Source organism: Streptomyces sp. NPDC004051 (assembly GCF_053604275.1).
In genome coordinates this window covers 60,975-81,652 of record NZ_JBSGHG010000031.1, presented here as the reverse complement: position 1 = coordinate 81,652, position 20,678 = coordinate 60,975, and the positions used below count along the sequence as shown (strand labels likewise).

16 protein-coding genes are annotated in these 20,678 nt (G+C 72.0%); 8 read left to right on the top strand and 8 right to left on the bottom strand.

Translation table 11 applies throughout. The features are described from left to right. Positions 1-152: 152 nt before the first annotated feature. Genes ACWEQO_RS26375 through ACWEQO_RS26355 form a run of 5 tightly spaced genes read right to left on the bottom strand, consistent with a single transcriptional unit; the run spans position 153 to position 5,781 of the window. The gene (locus ACWEQO_RS26375) at positions 153-1,463 is read right to left on the bottom strand and encodes a DUF58 domain-containing protein (RefSeq protein ID WP_452985475.1); all 1,311 of its coding nucleotides are present in this window, start codon (positions 1,461-1,463) and stop codon (positions 153-155) included. Beyond that, on the bottom strand, positions 1,463-2,452 hold the full coding sequence (locus tag ACWEQO_RS26370; RefSeq protein WP_361461414.1) for an AAA family ATPase: 990 nt from the start codon (positions 2,450-2,452) through the stop codon (positions 1,463-1,465). Before ACWEQO_RS26370 ends, ACWEQO_RS26375 begins: the two co-directional genes overlap by 1 nt. Further along, on the bottom strand, positions 2,452-3,651 hold the full coding sequence (locus ACWEQO_RS26365; RefSeq protein ID WP_361461417.1) for a DUF4350 domain-containing protein: 1,200 nt from the start codon (positions 3,649-3,651) through the stop codon (positions 2,452-2,454). Before ACWEQO_RS26365 ends, ACWEQO_RS26370 begins: the two co-directional genes overlap by 1 nt. Continuing rightward, complete coding sequence (locus tag ACWEQO_RS26360) at positions 3,648-4,436, bottom strand: DUF4129 domain-containing protein (protein ID WP_452985474.1); 789 nt, start codon at positions 4,434-4,436, stop codon at positions 3,648-3,650. Before ACWEQO_RS26360 ends, ACWEQO_RS26365 begins: the two co-directional genes overlap by 4 nt. 4 nt (positions 4,437-4,440) lie before the next feature. Then, the gene (locus tag ACWEQO_RS26355) at positions 4,441-5,781 is read right to left on the bottom strand and encodes a glycerophosphoryl diester phosphodiesterase membrane domain-containing protein (RefSeq protein ID WP_452985473.1); all 1,341 of its coding nucleotides are present in this window, start codon (positions 5,779-5,781) and stop codon (positions 4,441-4,443) included. Positions 5,782-5,937: 156 nt separating this feature from the next. On the opposite strand from ACWEQO_RS26355, the gene mtnA reads away from it, so the two are divergent. The 7 genes from mtnA (at position 5,938) to ACWEQO_RS26320 (ending at position 14,896) form a co-directional block, all read left to right on the top strand. Further along, positions 5,938-7,083 (top strand): S-methyl-5-thioribose-1-phosphate isomerase, encoded by a 1,146-nt coding sequence (gene mtnA, locus ACWEQO_RS26350; protein WP_452985472.1) that lies wholly within the window; start codon positions 5,938-5,940, stop codon positions 7,081-7,083. A gap of 4 nt (positions 7,084-7,087) precedes the next feature. Then, positions 7,088-7,777 carry a two-component system response regulator MtrA gene (gene mtrA, locus ACWEQO_RS26345; RefSeq protein WP_193478414.1) on the top strand — a complete coding sequence of 230 codons (690 nt, stop codon included), beginning with the start codon at positions 7,088-7,090 and terminating at the stop codon, positions 7,775-7,777. Position 7,778: 1 nt separating this feature from the next. Beyond that, positions 7,779-9,914, top strand: a complete 2,136-nt coding sequence (mtrB, locus tag ACWEQO_RS26340) for an MtrAB system histidine kinase MtrB (RefSeq protein WP_452985471.1) — start codon at positions 7,779-7,781, stop codon at positions 9,912-9,914. Then, complete coding sequence (locus ACWEQO_RS26335; protein WP_452985470.1) at positions 9,904-11,763, top strand: LpqB family beta-propeller domain-containing protein; 1,860 nt, start codon at positions 9,904-9,906, stop codon at positions 11,761-11,763. Before mtrB ends, ACWEQO_RS26335 begins: the two co-directional genes overlap by 11 nt. A gap of 142 nt (positions 11,764-11,905) precedes the next feature. After that, positions 11,906-12,898: a ComF family protein gene (locus ACWEQO_RS26330; RefSeq protein ID WP_452985469.1), complete on the top strand. Its 993-nt coding sequence runs from the start codon at positions 11,906-11,908 to the stop codon at positions 12,896-12,898. Positions 12,899-13,211: 313 nt separating this feature from the next. Continuing rightward, entirely contained in the window at positions 13,212-13,904 is a 693-nt protein-coding gene (gene hpf, locus ACWEQO_RS26325) for a ribosome hibernation-promoting factor, HPF/YfiA family (protein WP_361461433.1), read from the top strand. 209 nt (positions 13,905-14,113) lie between these two features. After that, entirely contained in the window at positions 14,114-14,896 is a 783-nt protein-coding gene (locus tag ACWEQO_RS26320) for a response regulator (protein WP_452985468.1), read from the top strand. Between the two features lie 2 nt (positions 14,897-14,898). On the opposite strand, the gene ACWEQO_RS26315 is transcribed toward ACWEQO_RS26320, so the two are convergent. After that, positions 14,899-16,086 (bottom strand): winged helix-turn-helix domain-containing protein, encoded by a 1,188-nt coding sequence (locus tag ACWEQO_RS26315; RefSeq protein WP_452985467.1) that lies wholly within the window; start codon positions 16,084-16,086, stop codon positions 14,899-14,901. Positions 16,087-16,168: 82 nt separating this feature from the next. Continuing rightward, positions 16,169-16,738, bottom strand: coding sequence for a GNAT family N-acetyltransferase (locus ACWEQO_RS26310; RefSeq protein ID WP_452985466.1), 570 nt, complete (start codon positions 16,736-16,738; stop codon positions 16,169-16,171). Positions 16,739-17,016: 278 nt separating this feature from the next. Here ACWEQO_RS26310 and secA point away from each other — a divergent pair, with 278 nt between their 5' ends. After that, on the top strand, positions 17,017-19,860 hold the full coding sequence (secA, locus tag ACWEQO_RS26305; protein ID WP_361461443.1) for a preprotein translocase subunit SecA: 2,844 nt from the start codon (positions 17,017-17,019) through the stop codon (positions 19,858-19,860). A 107-nt stretch (positions 19,861-19,967) separates the two neighbouring features. Here secA and ACWEQO_RS26300 read toward each other — a convergent pair whose 3' ends face one another. Next, positions 19,968-20,597 (bottom strand): Rv3235 family protein, encoded by a 630-nt coding sequence (locus tag ACWEQO_RS26300; RefSeq protein ID WP_452985465.1) that lies wholly within the window; start codon positions 20,595-20,597, stop codon positions 19,968-19,970. Positions 20,598-20,678 lie beyond the last annotated feature (81 nt).

Genomic DNA, 20,678 nt, shown 5'->3' with positions numbered 1-20,678 from the left:
GCCGATGGTACTGCAGGGGGGACCCTGTGGGAGAGTAGGACGCCGCCGAACAATTTGTGGGAGAGCCCCGCACCGACAGGTGCGGGGCTTTCTGCGTTTACGGAGCATGGGGCGGGCCTTTCACCCGCCTTTTTTGGTCGTGGGGTTCTTTGTCAGAGACGGCCGGCTGCTTTCAGTGCCAGGTAGGCGTCGGCCAGTGCCGGTGCCAGGCTGTCCGGGGTCGCGTCGACGACGGTGACGCCGTGGCGGCGGAGTTGCTCCGCCGTCCGGTCGCGTTCGCTTTGGGCCTGGGCGGCCGCCGCTGCCTCGTACACCGCATCGGCGTCTCCGCGGGCCTTCGACATCCGGGCCAGGTGGGGGTCCGCGACCGATGCGAGCAGGACTGTGTGCCGTTGGGTGAGTCGGGCCAGTACGGGAAGCAGGCCCTCCTCGATGGGGGCCGCGTCGAGTGTGGTGAACAGGACGATCAGGGAACGGCGGGGGGCCGTCCGCAGGGCCGCGGCGGTGAGGCTCCGGGCGTCGGTTTCGACGAGCTCCGGTTCGAGCGTGGCCATGGCGTTGACCAGCGACGGGAGGACATCGCCCGCAGAGCGGCCCTGTACCAGGGCGCGGAGGCGACGGTCGTGGGCGAGGAGGTCCACGCGGTCGCCGGCCCTGGAGGCGAGCGCCGCGAGGAGCAGGGCCGCGTCCATGGAGGCGTCGAGGCGGGGGACGTCGCCGACACGGCCCGCGGAGGTGCGGCCGGTGTCGAGGACGAGCAGGATGTGGCGGTCTCGCTCGGGCCGCCAGGTGCGTACCGCCACGGCGGACTGGCGGGCCGTGGCACGCCAGTCGATGGAGCGGGTGTCGTCGCCGGGAACGTACTCGCGCAGACTGTCGAACTCCGTTCCCTCACCGCGGGTCAGGACGCTGGTGCGGCCGTCCAGTTCGCGCAGGCGGGCCAGTTTGGACGGCAAATGCTTGCGGCTGGTGAACGGCGGCAGCACCCGTACCGTCCAGGGGACCTGGTGCGTGCCCTGGCGGGCGAAGAGACCGAGCGGGCCGTAGGAGCGGATGGTGACGCGGTCGGCCCGGCGGTCGCCCCGGCGGGTGGGACGCAGCCGGGTGGTGATGCGTCGGCGTTCACCGGCGGGGACCGACAGGCGGTGGCGGGAGGCCGCCACCTCGGTGCCGGGCTGCCAGCTGCTGGGCGGCCAGGCGTCACGGATGCGGGCACGGAGCGGACGGCGGGACGTGTTGGTGAGCGTCAGGGTGACGTCCGCGCTGTCGCCCAGTCGCACCGAGGTGTCGCCGGAGCGGCTCAGGCCGAGCCTGCGTACGGGGGCGGCCAGGGCGAAGTCGCAGGCGCAGGCCACCGCCAGGGGAGCGTTGACGGCGAGGATGCCCGTCCAGCCGGGTTCCCAGATGCCGACGGGGAGAGAGCCGAGTGCCGCGAGGAGGGCGGCGCGTCCGGTGAAGGCCATCAGCGGGGGACGGGGACGTGGGCGAGGATGGCGTTGATGACCGAGTCGGTCGTGACGCCCTCCATCTCGGCCTCCGGACGGAGCTGTACGCGGTGGCGGAGGGTGGGGAGGGCGAGCGCCTTGACGTCGTCGGGGGTGACGTAGTCGCGTCCCGTCAGCCAGGCCCAGGCGCGGGCGGTGGACAGGAGGGCGGTGGCTCCTCGCGGGGAGACGCCCAGGGCGAGGGACGGCGATTCGCGCGTGGCGCGGACGATGTCGACGACGTAGGCGGTGATCTCGGGGGCGACCGTCGTCCTGGCGACCGCGGCGCGGGCCGCTTCCAGGTCGGCGGCGCTCGCGACGGGGCGTACGCCGGCGGCGCGCAGGTCGCGGGGGTCGAAGCCCTCGGTGTGGCGGGTGAGGACGTCGATCTCGTCCTGGCGGGACGGGAGGGGGATGGTGAGCTTGAGGAGGAAGCGGTCGAGCTGTGCCTCGGGGAGGGGGTAGGTGCCCTCGTACTCCACGGGGTTCTGGGTGGCGGCGACCAGGAAGGGCTCCGGGAGGGGGCGGGGGGTGCCGTCGACGGTGACCTGCCGTTCCTCCATGGCCTCCAGGAGCGACGCCTGGGTCTTCGGGGGCGTGCGGTTGATCTCGTCGGCGAGGAAGAGGTTGGTGAAGACGGGGCCGGGCTGGAAGGAGAACTCCGCGGTGCGGGCGTCGTAGACCAGGGAGCCGGTGACGTCGCTCGGCATCAGGTCGGGGGTGAACTGGACGCGTTTGGTGTCGAGTTCCAGCGCAGCGGCGAGGGTGCGGACGAGCAGTGTCTTGGCGACGCCGGGGACGCCTTCGAGGAGCACGTGGCCGCGGCACAGCAGGGCGACGGCGAGGCCGGTGACAGCGGGGTCCTGGCCGACCACGGCTTTGGCGATCTCGGCGCGCAGGGCTTCCAGGGAGGCCCTGGCGGCGGCCGGGTCCCCGGTGTGCGCGGCGTTGTCAGTGGTCGGGTCCATCATGGACGGCGTACCTCTCTTTCGAGGGCGTCGAGTCGGTCGGCGAGGGAGGTCAGGGCTGTGTCGTCGCCGGGCGGCGGGCCGAACAGGAGATCGTGCGGTGACTGCTGTCCGTCGCCGTGAAGGCGGGCGGACAGGGCGGGCAGCAGGGCCTCGGGCGTGTGTGCCTGGGAGACGGGGACGCCTACGAGGGGGGCGAGGCGGGTGCGTGTGGTGGAGCGGAGGGCGGCGGCCGCGCGGTCCCGGGCGTTCGCCTTGCGGTAGAGGCGGGCGCGGCCTTCGACGGTTTCGGAGGCGCGGATCGCGACGGGAAGCCTTTCGGGCACGAGGGGGCCGAGCCGGCGTGCCCGCCACAGGGCGGCCAGGGCCGCGGCGATGAAGAGCTGCAGGGTGCCCCAGAGCCAGCCGGAGGGGAGCAGGTCGAAGAAGCTGCGTTCGCCGTCCTCGGAGGCGGCGGGAGCGTCGGCGAGTGAGGGGAGGTACCAGACCAGATGGGGGCGGGAGCCGAGGAGTTGGAGGGCGAGCGAGGCGTTGCCGTGCTCGCCGAGGTGGTCGTTGAGGAGGATGTCGGGGGAGCCGATGAGGACGGTGTCCCCGCCGCCGCTCGCCGCGGGGATACGCAGCAGGGTGGCCAGGCGCTCGCTGGGGTAGCACTCGTCGGCGTCGAGGTGGGTGGTGGTGTAGCGGATGCCGCCCGTGTCCGCGGTGCCCGCGCTGCGGGCGGCGGGCAGGGAGCAGCGGGGGGAGAGGGTGGAGCCGAAGCTGGTGGCCGGGTCGGCGACGACACCCGGGGCGAGCCGGTCGACGGACGCGCTGCCGGAGGAGACCAGGACGGTGCGGCCGCCGGAGTCGGCGACCGCGGCGTGCAGGCTCGACTGCTGGCGGTGGGTCAGGCGGTCGGGGACGGCGACCAGGAGGGTCGTGTCGGGGTTCGCGGCGGCGGACGCCTCCTGCAGGGTGGTGACCACGCGCGTGTCCACACCGCGGTCGGCGAGGAGTTCGGCGACGGCGCGGCTGCCGTGGGGGTCGGCGGAGCGCGGGTCGAGTTCGCCGTGTCGGGCGTCGGAGCGGACCACGGCGATGGCGACGCCCGCCACGATCAGCAGGACGAGTGCGAGGGCGACACCTCGCGCGCGGGTCCACACCTGGCGGGCGGTGGGCGAGGCCGAGGTGGAGGGGAGCGTGACCTCGGTCGTCATCCGGCGGCTCCCTGGCGGGCGCTGCGGCCCGTGTTGTCGCTGCGGTCGCTGGTGTTCGTGCCGTTGCCGTGGCCGGCAGCGGTGTCCGCGAGCCGGGGTTTGCTGCGTTCCAGGTCACGGTCGAGTTCGGTGAGGTGCCGGTACGACTGTTCCGTCGCGGTCCGGCCGCCGTATGTGACGTCGTCGAAGCTCCGCGCGGCGGTGCGCAGCCGGTCGGTGTGGGCGGGCAGGGCGCGGCCCGCCTCGGCTGCCGCCTCGTCGGCGGTACGGCCCGGGCGGCTGTCGAGCAGGGCGCGTTCCTCCAGGGCGCGGACGACGGCGCGCATGCGTTCCTGCACGGCCTGGTTCCAGTGGCCCTGGGCGGCATGTGCCTCGGCGGCCGCGCGGTGTTCGGCGGCGCTGCGGGGCCGGTCGTCGAAGAGCGCGGGCGCGGAGGCCGGCCGACGTCGTGGGGTGCCCAGCCGCCACCACAGGGCGCCCAGGACGGCGACCACGGCGGCGATGACGACGATCAGTCCGAGCGCACCGCCGGGCGTCGCGGTGGCGGCGGCGTCGAACAGCTTGCCGATCCACTCCCAGAAGGCGTCCAGGGCCCGTTGGAACCAGCTGGGATCGTTCTCGTGGTACATCTGCTTGGACAGCTCGCGCCGGGCCGCCTCCCGCGCGGGATCGCGCGGGATGGTGACGGGCGGCTCGCCGTCGCCGCGCAGCAGCGCGGGCGCGGCGCCGCCGACGGCCTCGGACAGCGCCCGTGCCGCGGTGAGAACTCCCCCCGTGGTGTGCACCCTTTCAGCTCCCCGGGGTGGTGCCGGGGCCGTAGCCCTGGATGCCGGCGGCGCGGCCGAGTTCGAGGTCGAGGGCCTCGCGGCGGATGCGCTGGTCGACGTAGAGCAGCACGGCGACGCCGGCCGTGATCGGGAACGTGATCGTGGAGCCGATGACCGAGCCGATCCCGCTGATGATGAGGAACATCCAGCCGATGTCGCCGGTGCCGTCGAGGAAACCGGAGAGGCCGCCGTCGAACGCCGTGGCGACGAGGGCGAAGGGGAGGACGACGAGCGACGCGACGACGTTTGCGATGATCAGTGCGAGCAGCTGGATGCCGAAGAGCCGCCACCAGGAGCCGCGCACCAGCTTCGCGGACCGGCTCAGCGCCTTCATGACGCCCTGCTTCTCCAGCATCAGGGTGGGCACGGACAGCGAGAAGCGGATCCACAGCCACGCGGCGACGACGCCACCGCCGAGGACGCCCAGCACGGTGAGTGGCGCGCCGGGCAGACTGCCCACCGTGGCGGTCACGAGGATGCCGGGCAGCGCGCCCACGGCGACGACGCCGACAGCGATGAACAGCAGCAGGGAGATCAGGCCGCACAGTTTCAGGACCTGGGGACGGTCGGTGCGCCAGACCTCGGCGGCGGTGACCGACGTGCCGAGCACGGCACGGCTGGTGACCGTCGCGAGCAGGCCGGTGGAGGCGAGGGCGCCGATCAGGGCGATCACGGAGACCACCCCGCTGTTGAGCATGGAGGCGCCCAGGGCGCCGGTCAGCTCGTCGAGGGTGGCGCTCGGGTCGCTGAGCACCTCGGCGCTGGGGCTGTTCAGGAAGAGTCCCTGGAGGAGGACGACGACGGTCTGGATGAGGACGGCGATGGTCAGCGAGATGCCGAGGACCGTGCGCCAGTGGGTGCGCATGGTGGAGACCGCGCCGTCGAGGATCTCGCCCACACCGAGCGGGCGGAGCGGGATCACACCGGGCTTCGCGGCGGGTGGGGGACCACCCCAGCCGCCTCCCCAGGCTCCGTAGCCACCAGGGCCTCCGTAACCACCGGGACCTCCATAGCCGCCGGGCCCCGTGGGGCCGCCGGGGGGCGGGGCGCCCCATCCGGGGCCGGGCGGCGCGGGCGGGGGAGCCTGGCCCGGGCCCGTGGCGCCGGGCGGGCCGGTGGGCGCGGACCACTGGCCGGGCGGCGGCTGCTCCTTCGACCACTTGACACCCGGACCCTGGGGCGCGTTCTGCCCCGGCTGCTCGGGGTTCGGGCGGTCTGCGGGCCCGGCAGGCCGGGACTCGCCCGGTTCCTGCCCGTCGGACGGGGCGGATCCGGGCGAGGCCCAGCCCGGAGTGTCGTTCATCGTCGCTCCTTCACGGTGCCCGTCCGCGGTCGCGGCGGCAGGTTCGCAGCCATCGTGCCATGGGGTGTTCGGCAACGGACCTGCCGGACCTGCCGGATCCGCCGAGGGACGGGCTGCACCTTCAATTGTCCGTGCTTCAGGGGGCAGACTGACCGCATGGCTGATCAGTACGCACACGGCGACGACAAGCGGCCGACCGAGATCCCCGCGCTCCGCTGGGAAGAGCTACCCGAAGGGCCCGTTCTGATCCTTCTCGACCAGACGAGACTGCCGGCCGAGGAGGTCGAGCTGGTCTGCACGGACGCGCCCGCGCTGGTGGAGGCGATCCGCTCGCTGGCCGTGCGCGGTGCGCCGCTGCTGGGCATCGCCGGTGCGTACGGCGTCGCGCTCGCCGCCGCACGGGGCTTCGACGTGGACGACGCCGCGGCAGCACTGGAGGGCGCCCGGCCCACCGCGGTGAACCTCGCGGTGGGGGTGCGCCGGGCCCTCACCGCCCACCAGGGCGTTCTCGCCCGGGGCGGCGACGAGCGGGAGGCGGCGGTGGCCGCGCTCGCCGCGGCACGGCGGCTGCACCGCGAGGACGCCGAGGCCAGCGCGCGGATGGCCGGGCACGGACTGGCGCTGCTGGACGAACTGCTGCCCGGCGGCGGGCACCGGATCCTCACCCACTGCAACACCGGCTCACTGGTGTCGGGCGGGGAGGGGACGGCGTTCGCGGTGGCGCTGGCGGCGCACCGGGCGGGCCGGCTCAGGCGGCTGTGGGTGGACGAAACGCGTCCGTTGCTGCAAGGTGCTCGCCTGACGGCATACGAGGCGGCCCGCACCGGAATGGCGTACACCCTGCTCACCGACAGCGCGGCGGGATCGCTGTTCGCGGCCGGGGAGGTGGACGCGGTACTGATAGGGGCGGACCGCATCGCGGCCGACGGCTCGGTGGCGAACAAGGTGGGGAGCTATCCGCTCGCGGTGCTGGCGCGGTACCACCACGTGCCGTTCATCGTCGTGGCCCCGGTGACGACGGTGGATCTGCGGACTCCGGACGGGGCCTCCATCGAGGTCGAGCAGCGCCCCGGACATGAAGTGACCGAGGTCACCGCACCGAGGGTGCCGGTGGCCGGAACCGAAGCGGGAGGCGGGATTCTTGTGGCACCCCTGGGGACCCAGGCGTACAACCCGGCGTTCGACGTGACACCACCGGAACTGGTGACGGCGATCGTCACGGAGGAAGGTGCCGTCTCGCCCGTGACGACCGAGGCCCTGGCCGAGCTGTGCGCCAGGTCACGCCCGGTCACGATGAGCTAATGGGATGATGTCGTTTATGAAGGGAAGAGTCCTTGTCGTCGATGACGACACCGCACTGGCCGAGATGCTCGGCATTGTGCTGCGTGGTGAAGGTTTTGAACCGTCTTTCGTAGCCGACGGCGACAAGGCGCTGGCCGCTTTCCGTGAGGCCAAGCCCGACCTGGTGCTGCTCGACCTGATGCTGCCCGGCCGGGACGGTATCGAGGTGTGCCGTCTGATCAGGGCGGAGTCCGGGGTGCCGATCGTGATGCTCACGGCGAAGAGCGACACCGTCGACGTCGTGGTGGGCCTGGAGTCCGGGGCCGACGACTACATCGTCAAGCCGTTCAAGCCGAAGGAGCTGGTCGCCCGGATCCGGGCACGGCTGCGCAGGTCGGAGGAGCCGGCGCCGGAACAGCTCGCCATCGGCGACCTGGTGATCGACGTGGCCGGACACTCCGTGAAGCGGGAGGGGCAGTCGATCGCGCTGACCCCGCTGGAGTTCGACCTGCTGGTCGCGCTGGCCCGCAAGCCGTGGCAGGTGTTCACGCGGGAGGTGCTGCTGGAACAGGTCTGGGGGTACCGTCACGCGGCCGACACCCGGCTGGTGAACGTCCATGTCCAGCGGCTGCGTTCCAAGGTCGAGAAGGACCCGGAGAAGCCGGAGATCGTGGTGACCGTCCGTGGCGTCGGATACAAGGCAGGACCGAGCTGACATGTCGGAGGACAGTGCCGCTCCGGGGCCCGGCCGGTCCGGGGACCGATCGGAGCGGCCTGTCGGCCGGCCGTCCGGCGACCGGGCATCGGGGCGCTCCCGTCGGGGGCGCCTCATCGAGGAGGGGCTGCTGCGGGGCGGAGTCCAGGGCAGCCCGGTGATCCGCCTGTTCGTGCGCTGGGTGCGTCGGCCGTTGCTGCCCGTCATGCGGCTGTGGCGGCGGAACATCCAGCTGAAGGTCGTCGTCACCACGCTGCTGATGTCGCTGGGCGTGGTCCTGCTGCTGGGCCTCGTCGTCATCGGCCAGGTGCGCAACGGTCTGCTGGACGCCAAGGTGAAGGCGTCGCAGATCCAGGCCACCGGCGGGTTCGCGGTGGCCAAGCAGCAGGCCGACGAGGCCGCGAGCGGCGCGGGTGAGGACGCGGTCGCGGTGGGCGACCGGTCCTCGCAGAGCGTCATCCAGTGGATGAGCGACCTCGTGGAGTCGCTCTCCAGCGGCGGACAGGGCGCCTTCGACGTGGTCACCCTGCCCATGGGCGACGAGAGCGGCGGCGGGCGCGGTCCGCGTGCCTCGGGACACGTCGACCCCTCGCAGAGCGTGCCCGGGGACCTGCGGGCCCGGCTCGACACCAACCCCTCGGCGGCGCAGCGGTACACGCGCATCGTGTACAGCAACGGCGCGGACTCGCAGCCCGGCCTGGTCATCGGCAAGCAGGTCAACGACCCCAACGGTGATCCGTACCAGCTGTACTACCTCTTCCCGCTCACGCAGGAGGAGAAGTCGCTGAGCCTGGTCAAGGGCACTCTGGCGACCGCCGGGCTGTTCGTCGTCGTCCTCCTCGGGGCGATCGCCTGGCTCGTGGTGCGGCAGGTGGTGACGCCGGTGCGGATGGCCGCCGGGATCGCGGAGCGGCTGTCCGCCGGGCGTCTTCAGGAACGGATGAAGGTCACCGGTGAGGACGACATCGCGCGGCTCGGCGAGGCCTTCAACAAGATGGCGCAGAACCTCCAGCTGAAGATCAACCAGCTCGAGGAGCTGTCGCGGATGCAGCGCCGTTTCGTCTCGGACGTCTCCCACGAGCTGCGGACGCCGCTGACGACCGTACGGATGGCCGCGGACGTCATCCACGAGGCGCGTGAGGACTTCGACCCGATCACCGCGCGGTCGGCCGAACTGCTCGCGGACCAGATCGACCGGTTCGAGTCGCTGCTTTCGGACCTTCTGGAGATCAGCCGCTTCGACGCGGGCGCGGCGGCGCTCGAGGCGGAGCCGATAGACCTGCGTGAAGTCGTACGGCGCGTGGTCAGCGGGGCCGAGCCGCTCGCCGAGCGCAAGGGCACGCCGATCAAGATCGTCGGTGACCAGCAGCCCGTCGTCGCCGAGGCCGACGCGCGGCGTCTGGAGCGCGTCCTGCGCAACCTCGTCGTCAACGCCGTGGAGCACGGCGACGGCAAGGACGTCGTCGTCAAGCTCGCCGCGGCGGGCGGGGCGGTCGCGGTCGCGGTGCGGGACTACGGCGTCGGGCTCAAGCCCGGCGAGGCGACCCGGGTCTTCAGCCGCTTCTGGCGGGCGGACCCGGCACGCGCGCGCACCACCGGTGGTACGGGGCTGGGGCTGTCCATCGCCCTGGAGGACGCGCGGCTGCACGGAGGCTGGCTCCAGGCATGGGGCGAGCCGGGCGGCGGCTCGCAGTTCCGGCTGACGCTGCCCAGGACGGCCGACGAACCGCTGCGGGGCTCCCCCATCCCCCTGGAGCCCAGGGACTCACGGCGCAACAGCGGACTCGGCGGTGTCGGAGAGCCGCAGGGCGGCGGGAACGGCGGGGGCGGCGGGGACGGCGGGAAACATTCCACCGTGCCCGCGCGGTCCGTGGACACCGACGGATCGGCCCGCGCGGCCCGCGATCCGCTCGCGACGCTCTCGGCCACCGTGGCCCCCACGGCCGACCCGACGGCGCTGCCCGGCAACGGCGCGCGCGTGGTGTCGCGGCCGCCGGGGGACGGGGCGCGGCAGGAAGAGCAGGCGGGGGCCGGGGAGAACGGGACGGCGGCCACGGACCGGCGAGAGAACGAACCCGAGGACCGGTCCGGGGACCGGCAGGCGGACAGGCAAGGGGAGGCTTCGCGTGGGCGGTGAGCGCGCAGGGCGCGGCAGGACGGCACCGGCACGAGTGGTGGCGTGCGCCACCAGCGGTGTCATGCTGCTGGCCGGGTGCGCCTCGATGCCCGACAGCGGGGACGTGCGGGGCGTGGACTCCACCCCCCGCCAGGACGCGCAGGTGCGGGTGTTCGCGATGCCGCCGAGTGAGGACGCGTCGCCGGTCCAGATCGTGCAGGGCTTCCTGGAGGCGCTGACCAGCGACGATCCGGACTACAGCACCGCGCGCCAGTATCTGACCGCCGAGGCGGCGAAGGTGTGGAAGCCGGAGCTGTCCACCACGGTGCTGGCGGACGGGCCGGGTGCCCGGGCCGGTTCGCCGGGCCGCGAGGATGCCACGGAGCTCTCCTTCAAGCTGACCGGCGACAAGGTCGCCACCGTGGACGCGCAGCAGGCGTACACGGCCGACTCCGGACCGTACGACCAGCTCGTGCACCTCATCCGGGACGTGAAGACCCGCCAGTGGCGCATCGACGGGGTGCCGCAGGGTGTGGTCATGGGCAAGTCGGACTTCCAGCGCAACTACATGTCCGTCAGTAAGTACTACTTCGCCTCGAACACCGCGGGAGCCGGCGGGTCCGGTGCGGACGGGCCGCCGATGGCGGTCGCCGACCCGGTCTACGTGCGCAGTCACGTGGAGCCCACCACCCAGATGGTCCGCTCCCTCCTGAACGGGCCCACGAACTGGCTGGACCCGGTCGTCAGGTCGAGCTTCCCCGCGGGTACGGCGCTGAGCGAGGACGCCGGCCCGTTGACGGCGGACGACCAGGGCAGGCTGACCGTGCCGCTCAACGACAAGGCGGCCGGCGCCGGTGCCAAGAAGTGCAAGGAGATGGCGGCCCAGCTGCTGTTCACGCTGCGCAACCTCAGCCCCGCCGTGGAGGAGGTCGAGCTGCGGTCCGCCGGGAAGAAGCTGTGCTCGTTGGCCCAGGCGACCACCGAGACCGTGGCCGAGCGGGGATCGCTGAACCACCCGGACTACCTGTACTTCATCGACGAGGAACACCGGCTGGTACGGATCGTCGCGGGCGGCGGCAACGCCGCCCAGCCGTATCCGGTGCCGGGGCCGTTCGGCGAGGGCACGGCGCCGCTGAGGTCGGTGGCGGTCTCGTGGGACGAGCACACCGCGGCCGGGGTCGCGCTCGACGGGAAGTCGCTGTACGTCGGATCGCTGGTGCCGGGCGGCTCGCTCGGGGAGCCCGTGCTGACCAGCGCGGGCGAGTCCGAGGACGACCGGCTGACCGCGCCCAGCTGGGACGCGCACGGCGGCCTGTGGGTGGCCGACCAGGACCCCGGAAACCCCCGGCTGCTCCTTCTGGAGGAGGGCGGGGGCGAGCCGCTGGAAGTACGCACACCGGGCCTGGACGGGCGGATCCAGGCGGTCCGGGTCGCCGCCGACGGGGTCAGGGTCGCGCTCGTCGTGGCCAAGGGCGACCGGCGGTCCCTGATGATCGGGCGGATCGAGCGGGACGGTCCGGAGGGGCAGGAACGGACCACGGGCGAGCAGCCGGCCGTCACCGTGGTGGAACTGCGGCCCGCGACGCCGGAGTTGGAGAAGGTCACCGCCATGTCCTGGACCGGGGACAGCCGGCTCGTGGTGGTCGGACGGGAGGAGGGGGGTGTGGAGCAGATGCGGTACGTCGAGGTCGACGGCTCCATACCCGAGGTGCCTCAGCCCGCCGCCCTGACCGGCGTCAAGGCGGTGACCGCCTCCCCCGACGAACAGGTGCCGCTGGTGGCGTACTCGGTGGACGGGATCGTGCGGCTGCCGTCGGGTGGGCAGTGGCAGAAGGTGACGGAGGGGACCGCGCCGGTCTATCCGGGGTGAGCGGTCCGTCCGGTCCGTCCGGTCCATCCGGTCCGTCCGGTCCGTCCGGTCCGTCCGGTCCGTCCGGGGCGGCCGGTCTGCGGGCCGCGCGGAGTTTTCCACAGGGGTGGCCGGGGGCCTCGGGCGTTGGCACAGTGGGCCCATGCGGGGCTGGTGGCAGGACCTGAGTGACCTGGTGCTCCCAGCCGAGTGCGGCGGGTGCGGCAGACCTCGCGCGGTGCTCTGCGAGCGGTGCCGTACGGCACTGAGCGGCGCCGCGCCCCGCGGGGTGTGCCCGGTGCCGCGGCCGGCCGGGCTGCCGGTCGTGCACGCCGCCGCCCCCTACGCGGACGAGGTGCGCGCCGCGCTGCTGGCCCACAAGGAGCGGGGCGCCCTGGCCCTCTCCCGGCCGCTGGGCGAGGCCCTGGCGAGAGCGGTGTGCGCGGGGCTGCGGGAGACAGGACTGCCGGAGACGGGGCTGCCGGAGGAGGTCCTGCTGGTGCCCGTGCCGTCCGCGCGGCGGGCCGTACGGGCCCGTGGACACGACCCGGCGCTGCGCATCGCGCGGGCGGCGGCGGGTGCGCTGCGGCGCCAGGGGCTACCCGTTTCGGCGCTGCCCGCGTTGCGTCATCGGCGGGACGTGGCCGACCAGTCGGGGCTCGACGCCCGGCGGCGGCTGGCCAATCTCGCCGGTGCGCTGGCGGTGGTGCCGGGCTGTGACCGGCTGCTCAGGGAGGGCTCCGTCGTACTCGTCGACGACCTGATGACCACCGGGGCGTCGTTGGCGGAGGCCGCGCGGGCGGTGCGTCTCGCGTCGCACACCGCGCCGCGTGCGGGGGCGCTTGTGGGGGCGCAGGGGGCGCGAGGGGCGCGCGCGGAGGTGGATCTCGGACCTGATTCGAGTATTTCGGCGCCCGCGTTCGTGTACAGGGGTGAGACATGGGAAAGGAGAGGGGCGCGAGGGCAAGAGCAAGAACGACGGGAACGAGAGGAAGCACGGGAACGGCGAAACGGATCGGCTCACGAGAGGGTGGATCAAGGGGTGGGCCGTTCGCCCCTGGTGGCGGGTGCGGTGAGGGCCGATCGGCCCATTGACGTGAAGTGCGCGGCGGTTGTTGCCGCTTCACCAGAGTCTTTCGAAATAAACCGGAACTGACTGGGAACTTGCATCGTTGCAGGTAGCGAGAGGGTGATTTCACCTGAACGGAGGTACGCGTCAGTAGAGGGTGACGACATCCGTCCGGGCGAGATATGTTCGGTTCAGAGGGGAAAGCCGCAGGCCACACCTCTCGAATCCGAATGCCGTGCCACGGGTTTTCTGTTATCGCCCGGGCTGGTGAACTGGAGATCTCGTCCGTGGGGGATGGAGGTGGAAGTCACCGAGTCCGAGGTTCCGGGATCGACCGGGGCCTGGTGCAAAAGGGAGACGCTCCGCACCGAGGCGGAGTGATCCGGGAACGGAGTTCTGCGTGGACATCGTCGTCAAGGGCCGCAAGATCGAGGTGCCCGAGCGGTTCCGGAAGCACGTGGCCGAGAAGCTGAAGCTGGAGAGGATCCAGAAGCTCGACGGCAAGGTGATCAGCCTCGACGTCGAGGTGTCCAAGGAGCCCAACCCCCGGCAGGCCGACCGCAGTGCCCGAGTGGAGATCACGCTCCACTCCCGCGGTCCGGTGATCCGGGCGGAGGCGGCGGCGAGCGACCCGTACGCGGCGCTCGACCTGGCAGCGGAGAAGCTGGACGCACGGCTGCGCAAGCAGCACGACAAGCGTTACTCACGGCGCGGCGCGCGCAGGATCTCGGCAGCGGAGGTCCCCGACCACGTCCCGGGCGCGGCGACGCTCAACGGGACGGGCGCGCATTCCCCCGAGGAGGGGGAGGACGCGGTCCCCACCAAGAAGATCGGCACGCTGGAAGTGCAGGGTGAAGGCCCCCTCATCGTCCGGGAGAAGACCCACGTGGCCGCGCCCATGACCCTCGATCAGGCCCTCTACGAGATGGAGTTGGTCGGGCACGACTTCTATCTGTTCGTCGACTCCGAGACGAAGGAACCCAGTGTCGTCTACCGGCGGCACGCCTACGACTACGGCGTGATCCACCTCAGCACGGACACCATGGTCACGCAGCCGCCCGCTCCCGAGGCGGGCGGGCCCCTCGGCGGCTGACCCGGCGGGCGCCAGTGGCTGAACCGGTGCCCCCGGGGGCGCGCGTGTGCGCCCCCGGGGGCACCGGTGTGCGACCACTTCACGTCCCACGTCGGCACCCCGGTGCCGTCCGGGCATGGAATCATGGCGGCAACGGCCCAATCGGTGGGCCGTTGCCTTGGGTTGGCGATGGCTCACGACCACGGCCACAGCCTTCAGGGGGAGGAACGATGGCGGACAGCTTCGGCCCTGTGCGGGGAGAGGACTCCGACGACGGCGTCACCGGCACGGGCCCGCACGTGGGCTCCAGGTACCAGGAGCCGGCCGGTGAACCGGCCGAGGAGGCGGGCAAGGAGCCGATCAGGGTTCTGGTGGTGGACGACCACGCGCTGTTCCGCCGGGGGCTGGAGATCGTCCTCGCGGCCGAGGAGGACATCCAGGTCGTCGGCGAGGCGGGGGACGGCGCCGAGGCCGTGGAGAAGGCCGCGGACCTGCTGCCGGACATCGTCCTGATGGATGTGCGGATGCCCAAGCGGGGAGGCATCGAGGCGTGCACCTCCATCAAGGAGGTGGCCCCCAGCGCGAAGATCATCATGCTGACGATCAGCGACGAGGAGGCCGATCTCTACGACGCCATCAAGGCGGGCGCGACCGGCTACCTCCTCAAGGAGATCTCCACGGACGAGGTGGCCACCGCCATTCGGGCGGTGGCCGACGGACAGTCGCAGATCAGCCCCTCCATGGCGTCGAAGCTGCTCACCGAGTTCAAGTCGATGATCCAGCGCACCGACGAGCGCCGGCTGGTGCCCGCACCCCGGCTGACGGACCGTGAGCTGGAAGTGCTCAAGCTCGTCGCCACGGGGATGAACAACCGCGACATCGCCAAGGAGCTGTTCATCTCCGAGAACACCGTGAAGAACCACGTGCGCAACATCCTGGAGAAGCTGCAGCTGCACTCCAGGATGGAGGCGGTGGTCTACGCGATGCGGGAGAAGATCCTCGAGATCCGGTGACGTCAGGCGAGGGCGCGGGACAGCTCCCGGGTGAGCCGCTCGCTCAGTTCGGGCGCGTCGACGCGCTCCACGCGGACGTTCGTGCAGTCCACCCAGCTCGCCGCCTCTACCAGGGCCTGCGCCACGGCGGGGACCGCCTCGGGACCGTCCAGCGTGACCTGCCTGGCCACCAGCGTGCGGCCCTCGCGCGCCGGGTCGACACGGCCGACCAGCCGGCCGCCGGCGAGTACGGGCATCGCGAAGTAGCCGTGCACCCGCTTCTGTTTCGGCACGTAGGCCTCCAGACGGTGGGTGAAGCCGAAGATCCGCTCGGTGCGCGCCCGTTCCCACACCAGGGAGTCGAACGGGGACAGCAGCGTCGTGCGGTGACGTCCGCGCGGCGGCGCGGCGAGGGCCTCCGGATCGGCCCAGGCGGGCTTGGCCCAGCCCTCGACCGTGACCGGCACCAGGCCCGAGTCGGCGATCACCGCGTCGACCTGCTCGCCCTTGAGACGGTGGTAGTCGGCGAGGTCCGCGCGGGTCCCGACGCCGAGCGACCGGCCGGCCAGGCGGACCAGACGGCGCAGGCACTCGGCGTCGTCCAGCCCGTCGTGCAGCAGGGGGTCGGGGATCGCGCGTTCGGCGAGGTCGTAGACCCGCTTCCAGCCGTGACGCTCGACGCACACCACCTCGCCGTACATCAGGGCCCGCTCGACGGCGACCTTGGCCCCGGACCAGTCCCACCACTCGCTGGTGCGCTTCGCGCCGCCCAACTCCGTGGCCGTGAGCGGACCCTGGGCGCGGAGCTGCTCGACGACCCGGTCGTAGGCGCCGTCGGGGAGTTCGTGGTTCCAGTGCGGGCGGCCGCGGTAGGCGCGGCGGCGGAAGGCGAAGTACGGCCACTCCTCGACGGGCAGGATGCAGGCCGCGTGCGACCAGTACTCGAACGCGCGCGGCGGCTGGGCGCCGGCCTTCCAGTACGCGGTCTCGACCGCTTCCCGGCCCACCGCGCCGAGACGGGCGTAGGGGATGAGCTCGTGGGAGCGGGCGAGGACGGAGATGGTGTCGAGCTGCACCGCGCCCAGGTGACGCAGGACCCCCCGGACCCCGGAACGGCGGTCGGGGGCGCCCAGGAAGCCCTGGGCGCGCAGGGCGATGCGGCGGGCCTCTGCCGCCGAAAGGTCCGTGACCGGACGCGGGAGAGTCGTCATGCGTCCGCACGATAGAGGGCGGCACTGACACCGGCCCCGGCTCCGGACGGACGCCGCGCCCGCCCCCTCACCCGTTCCCCGCTCACTTTCCGGCGGGCAGGTACGGCCTCGTGGAGGAGAGTCCCAGGTCGGACGGCAGCAGGGAGCCCACCCAGCTGTCCCGCAGCACGCCCTTGTTGTCGACCGCGGAGCGCAGGGTGCCCTCGACGACGAAGCCCGCCCGTTCCGCCACCGTGCGGGAGGCCAGGTTGCCCACCTCGGCGCGCCATTCCACCCGGTCGACCGACAGCTTCGTGAAGGCCCAGCGGGAGACGGCGACGGCGGCCTCGGTCATGTAGCCGTTGCCGCGGTGCTCCTTGACGCCCCAGTAGCCGATCTCGCCCATCCCCGGGGAGTGGATCGTGATGCCGAGCATGCCCGCGAACTCCCCGGACCGGAGGAAGAGGCCGAAGGTGAACATCGAATCGTTCGCCCAGCCGTCCGGGCACATCTGCTCGACGAAGTCCCGCGCGTGCTCGGGAAGGTACGGGGAGGGGACCGTGGTCCAGCGCTGGATGTCGGGGTCCTGGCAGGCGGCGTACACGGCGTCGGTGTCCTGTGGGCCGACCGCGCGCAGCAGGAGGCGGTCGCTGGTGAGCGTGACGGGTTCCATCGGCCGATTCTGCTCACGGGGGAGGGAACGGCGCCAACCATTTGCCGTACGTGAGGAAGCGGTCACCCTTCGCACAACTCGCCGGGTGGGGCGGCACCATTCGCGGGGTCCGGACGTTGTTCCTTCTGAAGCGCCCGCGAAACAGTTGCGAAGCCGCGCGCGGCCACCGTCGCGGCAGGCCTCCCGACGCGGTGGGGTCCTCGCATACGATGGCCGTTGCTCAGCAGTGAAATGGAAACCGACCGTCCCAGGCCCGACCGGCAAGGAGACCACCCCCCGTGTCCGTCCTCTCGAAGATCATGCGTGCAGGCGAAGGCAAGATCCTGCGCAAACTGCACCGCATCGCGGGCCAGGTCAACTCCATCGAAGAGGACTTCGTCGACCTCTCCGACGCCGAGCTGCGTGCCCTCACCGATGAGTACAAGGAGCGGTACGCCGACGGTGAGAGCCTGGACGACCTGCTCCCCGAGGCCTTCGCCACCGTCCGCGAGGCCGCCAAGCGCGTCCTGGGCCAGCGCCACTACGACGTGCAGATCATGGGCGGCGCCGCCCTCCACATGGGGTACGTCGCCGAGATGAAGACCGGTGAGGGCAAGACCCTCGTCGGCACCCTGCCCGCGTATCTGAACGCCCTGTCCGGCAAGGGCGTCCACATCATCACGGTCAACGACTACCTGGCCGAGCGCGACTCCGAGCTGATGGGCCGCGTCCACAAGTTCCTGGGCCTCGAGGTCGGCTGCATCCTGGCCAACATGACGCCGGCCCAGCGCCGCGAGCAGTACAACTGCGACATCACCTACGGCACGAACAACGAGTTCGGCTTCGACTACCTGCGCGACAACATGGCGTGGTCCCAGGACGAGCTCGTCCAGCGCGGCCACAACTTCGCCGTCGTCGACGAGGTCGACTCCATCCTCATCGACGAGGCCCGTACGCCGCTGATCATCTCCGGCCCGGCCGACCAGGCCACCAAGTGGTACGGCGACTTCGCCAAGCTGGTCAAGCGCCTCAAGCGCGGTGAGGCCGGCAATCCGCTCAAGGGCATCGAGGAGACCGGCGACTACGAGGTCGACGAGAAGAAGCGCACGGTCGCCATCCACGAGTCCGGGGTCGCCAAGGTCGAGGACTGGCTGGGGATCGACAACCTCTACGAGTCGGTCAACACGCCGCTGGTGGGCTACCTGAACAACGCCATCAAGGCCAAGGAGCTCTTCAAGCGCGACAAGGACTACGTGATCATCGACGACGAGGTCATGATCGTCGACGAGCACACCGGCCGTATCCTCGCCGGCCGCCGCTACAACGAGGGCATGCACCAGGCGATCGAGGCGAAGGAAGGGGTGCCGATCAAGGACGAGAACCAGACGCTCGCCACGATCACCCTCCAGAACTTCTTCCGCCTCTACAAGCGCCGCGACCACAACGGCAAGGAACAGCCCGGTCTGTCCGGCATGACCGGTACGGCGATGACCGAGGCCGCCGAGTTCCACCAGATCTACAAGCTCGGTGTGGTGCCCATCCCGACCAACCGGGCCATGGTCCGCAAGGACCAGTCGGACCTGATCTACCGCACCGAGGTCGCCAAGTTCGAGGCCGTCGTCGACGACATCGAGGAGAAGCACGCCAAGGGTCAGCCGATCCTGGTGGGCACCACCTCGGTGGAGAAGTCCGAGTACCTCTCCCAGCAGCTCAGCAAGCGCGGCATCCAGCACGAGGTGCTGAACGCCAAGCACCACGAGCGTGAGGCGTCGATCGTCGCCCAGGCCGGTCGCAGGGGCGCGGTCACCGTGGCCACCAACATGGCCGGCCGTGGTACGGACATCAAGCTCGGCGGCAACCCCGAGGACCTCGCCGAGGCGGAGCTGCGCCAGCACGGTCTCGACCCCGAGGAGCACATCGAGCAGTGGGCGCACGCCCTGCCGGACGCCCTCGCGCGGGCCGAGGAGGCCGTCAAGGCGGAGAAGGAGGAGGTCGAGCGGCTCGGCGGGCTCTATGTGCTCGGCACCGAGCGGCACGAGTCGCGGCGGATCGACAACCAGCTGCGCGGTCGTTCCGGCCGTCAGGGCGACCCCGGCGAGTCCCGCTTCTACCTCTCGCTCGGCGACGACCTGATGCGCCTGTTCAAGGCACAGATGGTCGAGCGCGTGATGTCCATGGCGAACGTCCCGGACGACGTGCCGATCGAGAACAAGATGGTCACGCGTGCGATCGCGTCGGCCCAGTCGCAGGTCGAGACGCAGAACTTCGAGACCCGTAAGAACGTCCTGAAGTACGACGAAGTCATGAACCGGCAGCGCGAGGTCATCTACGGCGAGCGGCGCCGCGTCCTGGAGGGCGAGGACCTGCACGAGCAGATCCACCACTTCATGGACGACACCATCGACGCCTACGTGCAGGCCGAGACGTCCGAGGGCTTCCCCGAGGACTGGGACCTGGAGCGGCTGTGGGGCGCCTTCAAGCAGCTCTACCCGGCGAAGGTCACCGTGGAGGAGCTGGAGGAGGAGGCGGGCGACCGCGCCGGGCTGACCGCCGAGTTCATCGGCGACTCCATCAAGGAGGACATCCGCAAGCAGTACGAGGAGCGTGAGGCGCAGCTCGGCTCCGAGATCATGCGTGAGCTGGAGCGCCGGGTCGTGCTGTCGGTCCTGGACCGCAAGTGGCGCGAGCACCTCTACGAGATGGACTACCTCCAGGAGGGCATCGGCCTGCGCGCGATGGCGCAGAAGGACCCGCTGGTCGAGTACCAGCGCGAGGGCTTCGACATGTTCACCGCGATGATGGACGGCATCAAGGAGGAGTCCGTCGGCTACCTGTTCAACCTGGAGGTCCAGGTCGAGCAGCAGGTCGAGGAGGTCCCGGTCGAGGAGGCGGCGCCATCGCTGGAGAAGGCCCCGCAGGACGCGGTGCCCGCGCAGGCGGGCGCCCGGCCGGAGATCCGTGCCAAGGGACTCGACGCCCCGCAGCGGCGGAGCCTGCACTTCTCCGCGCCGACCGTGGACGGTGAGGGCGGCACCGTCGAGGGCGAGTTCGCCGAGGACGAGCCGGTGCGCTCCGAGGCCGACGGCCTCACGCGCGCCGAGCGCCGCAAGCAGGCGCGTGGCGGTCGCCGCCGCAAGAAGTGAGCGGGCCGCGCGGCTTTTGGGCCGAGCGGGCGGTGAGGCTCCGTACGGAGCCGTGAGAGCGGGCGGAGGGCCGGGCAGACCCCAGGGGGTCGCCCGGCCCTTCGGCGTCAGTGGTCGTGGGGGCGGGGCGGGCGGGCGCCGCCCAGTTCCACGGCGGTGCAGCGCCAGCGCAGGTCCTGGCCCTGTTCCAGGCGGAAGGCCATGGCCCGCAGCCGGTCGCCGGCCCCGATCCGGGCGAACACCTCGAGCGCGCCCTCGCGGGCGACGTAGTAGCCGATGTCCCGCACCACCGGGCGGGTGCCACGGGTGCGCAGCGGACCGCGCTCGGCGAGGTCCGCCAGTTCGTCGTAGGCGCGGCCCGCGGTGTGCCGGAGCATCGAGTGGACGGGCCGCTGACCGCTCAGGACGGCGAGCAGCAGCTCGGCGAAGCGCTCGGTGGGGCGGGGCTGCGCCGACCGGGGAGGCCGGGGTGCGGGGGCCGGGAGAGCCGGGCGCCGTCGCAGCGGGGCCGTGGTGCCGGCCGTCGGGGTGAAGGACGGCGGGCGGTTGTCGGCGGGCCGGCTGGACGCCGGGGCGGGCGCGGGCGAGGGGCGGCCCCCGCCGGGGGACGGGGCGGAGGCGGCGCTTCCCGCGGGGGTGCGCGGCGGGACGGTGCCGCCGGTGGGGCGGCGCGTGTCGCGGCGGCCGGGAGGACGGGCGCCGGTGCGGTGCTGAGCCCTGGTCATGACCTTGTTCACGGGACTCCGTTCGACGGGCCGGAAGTCGCCGTCGACCGGGGGACCGAGGCGATACCGGGCAGTAACTTGGGGGTTGGGGAT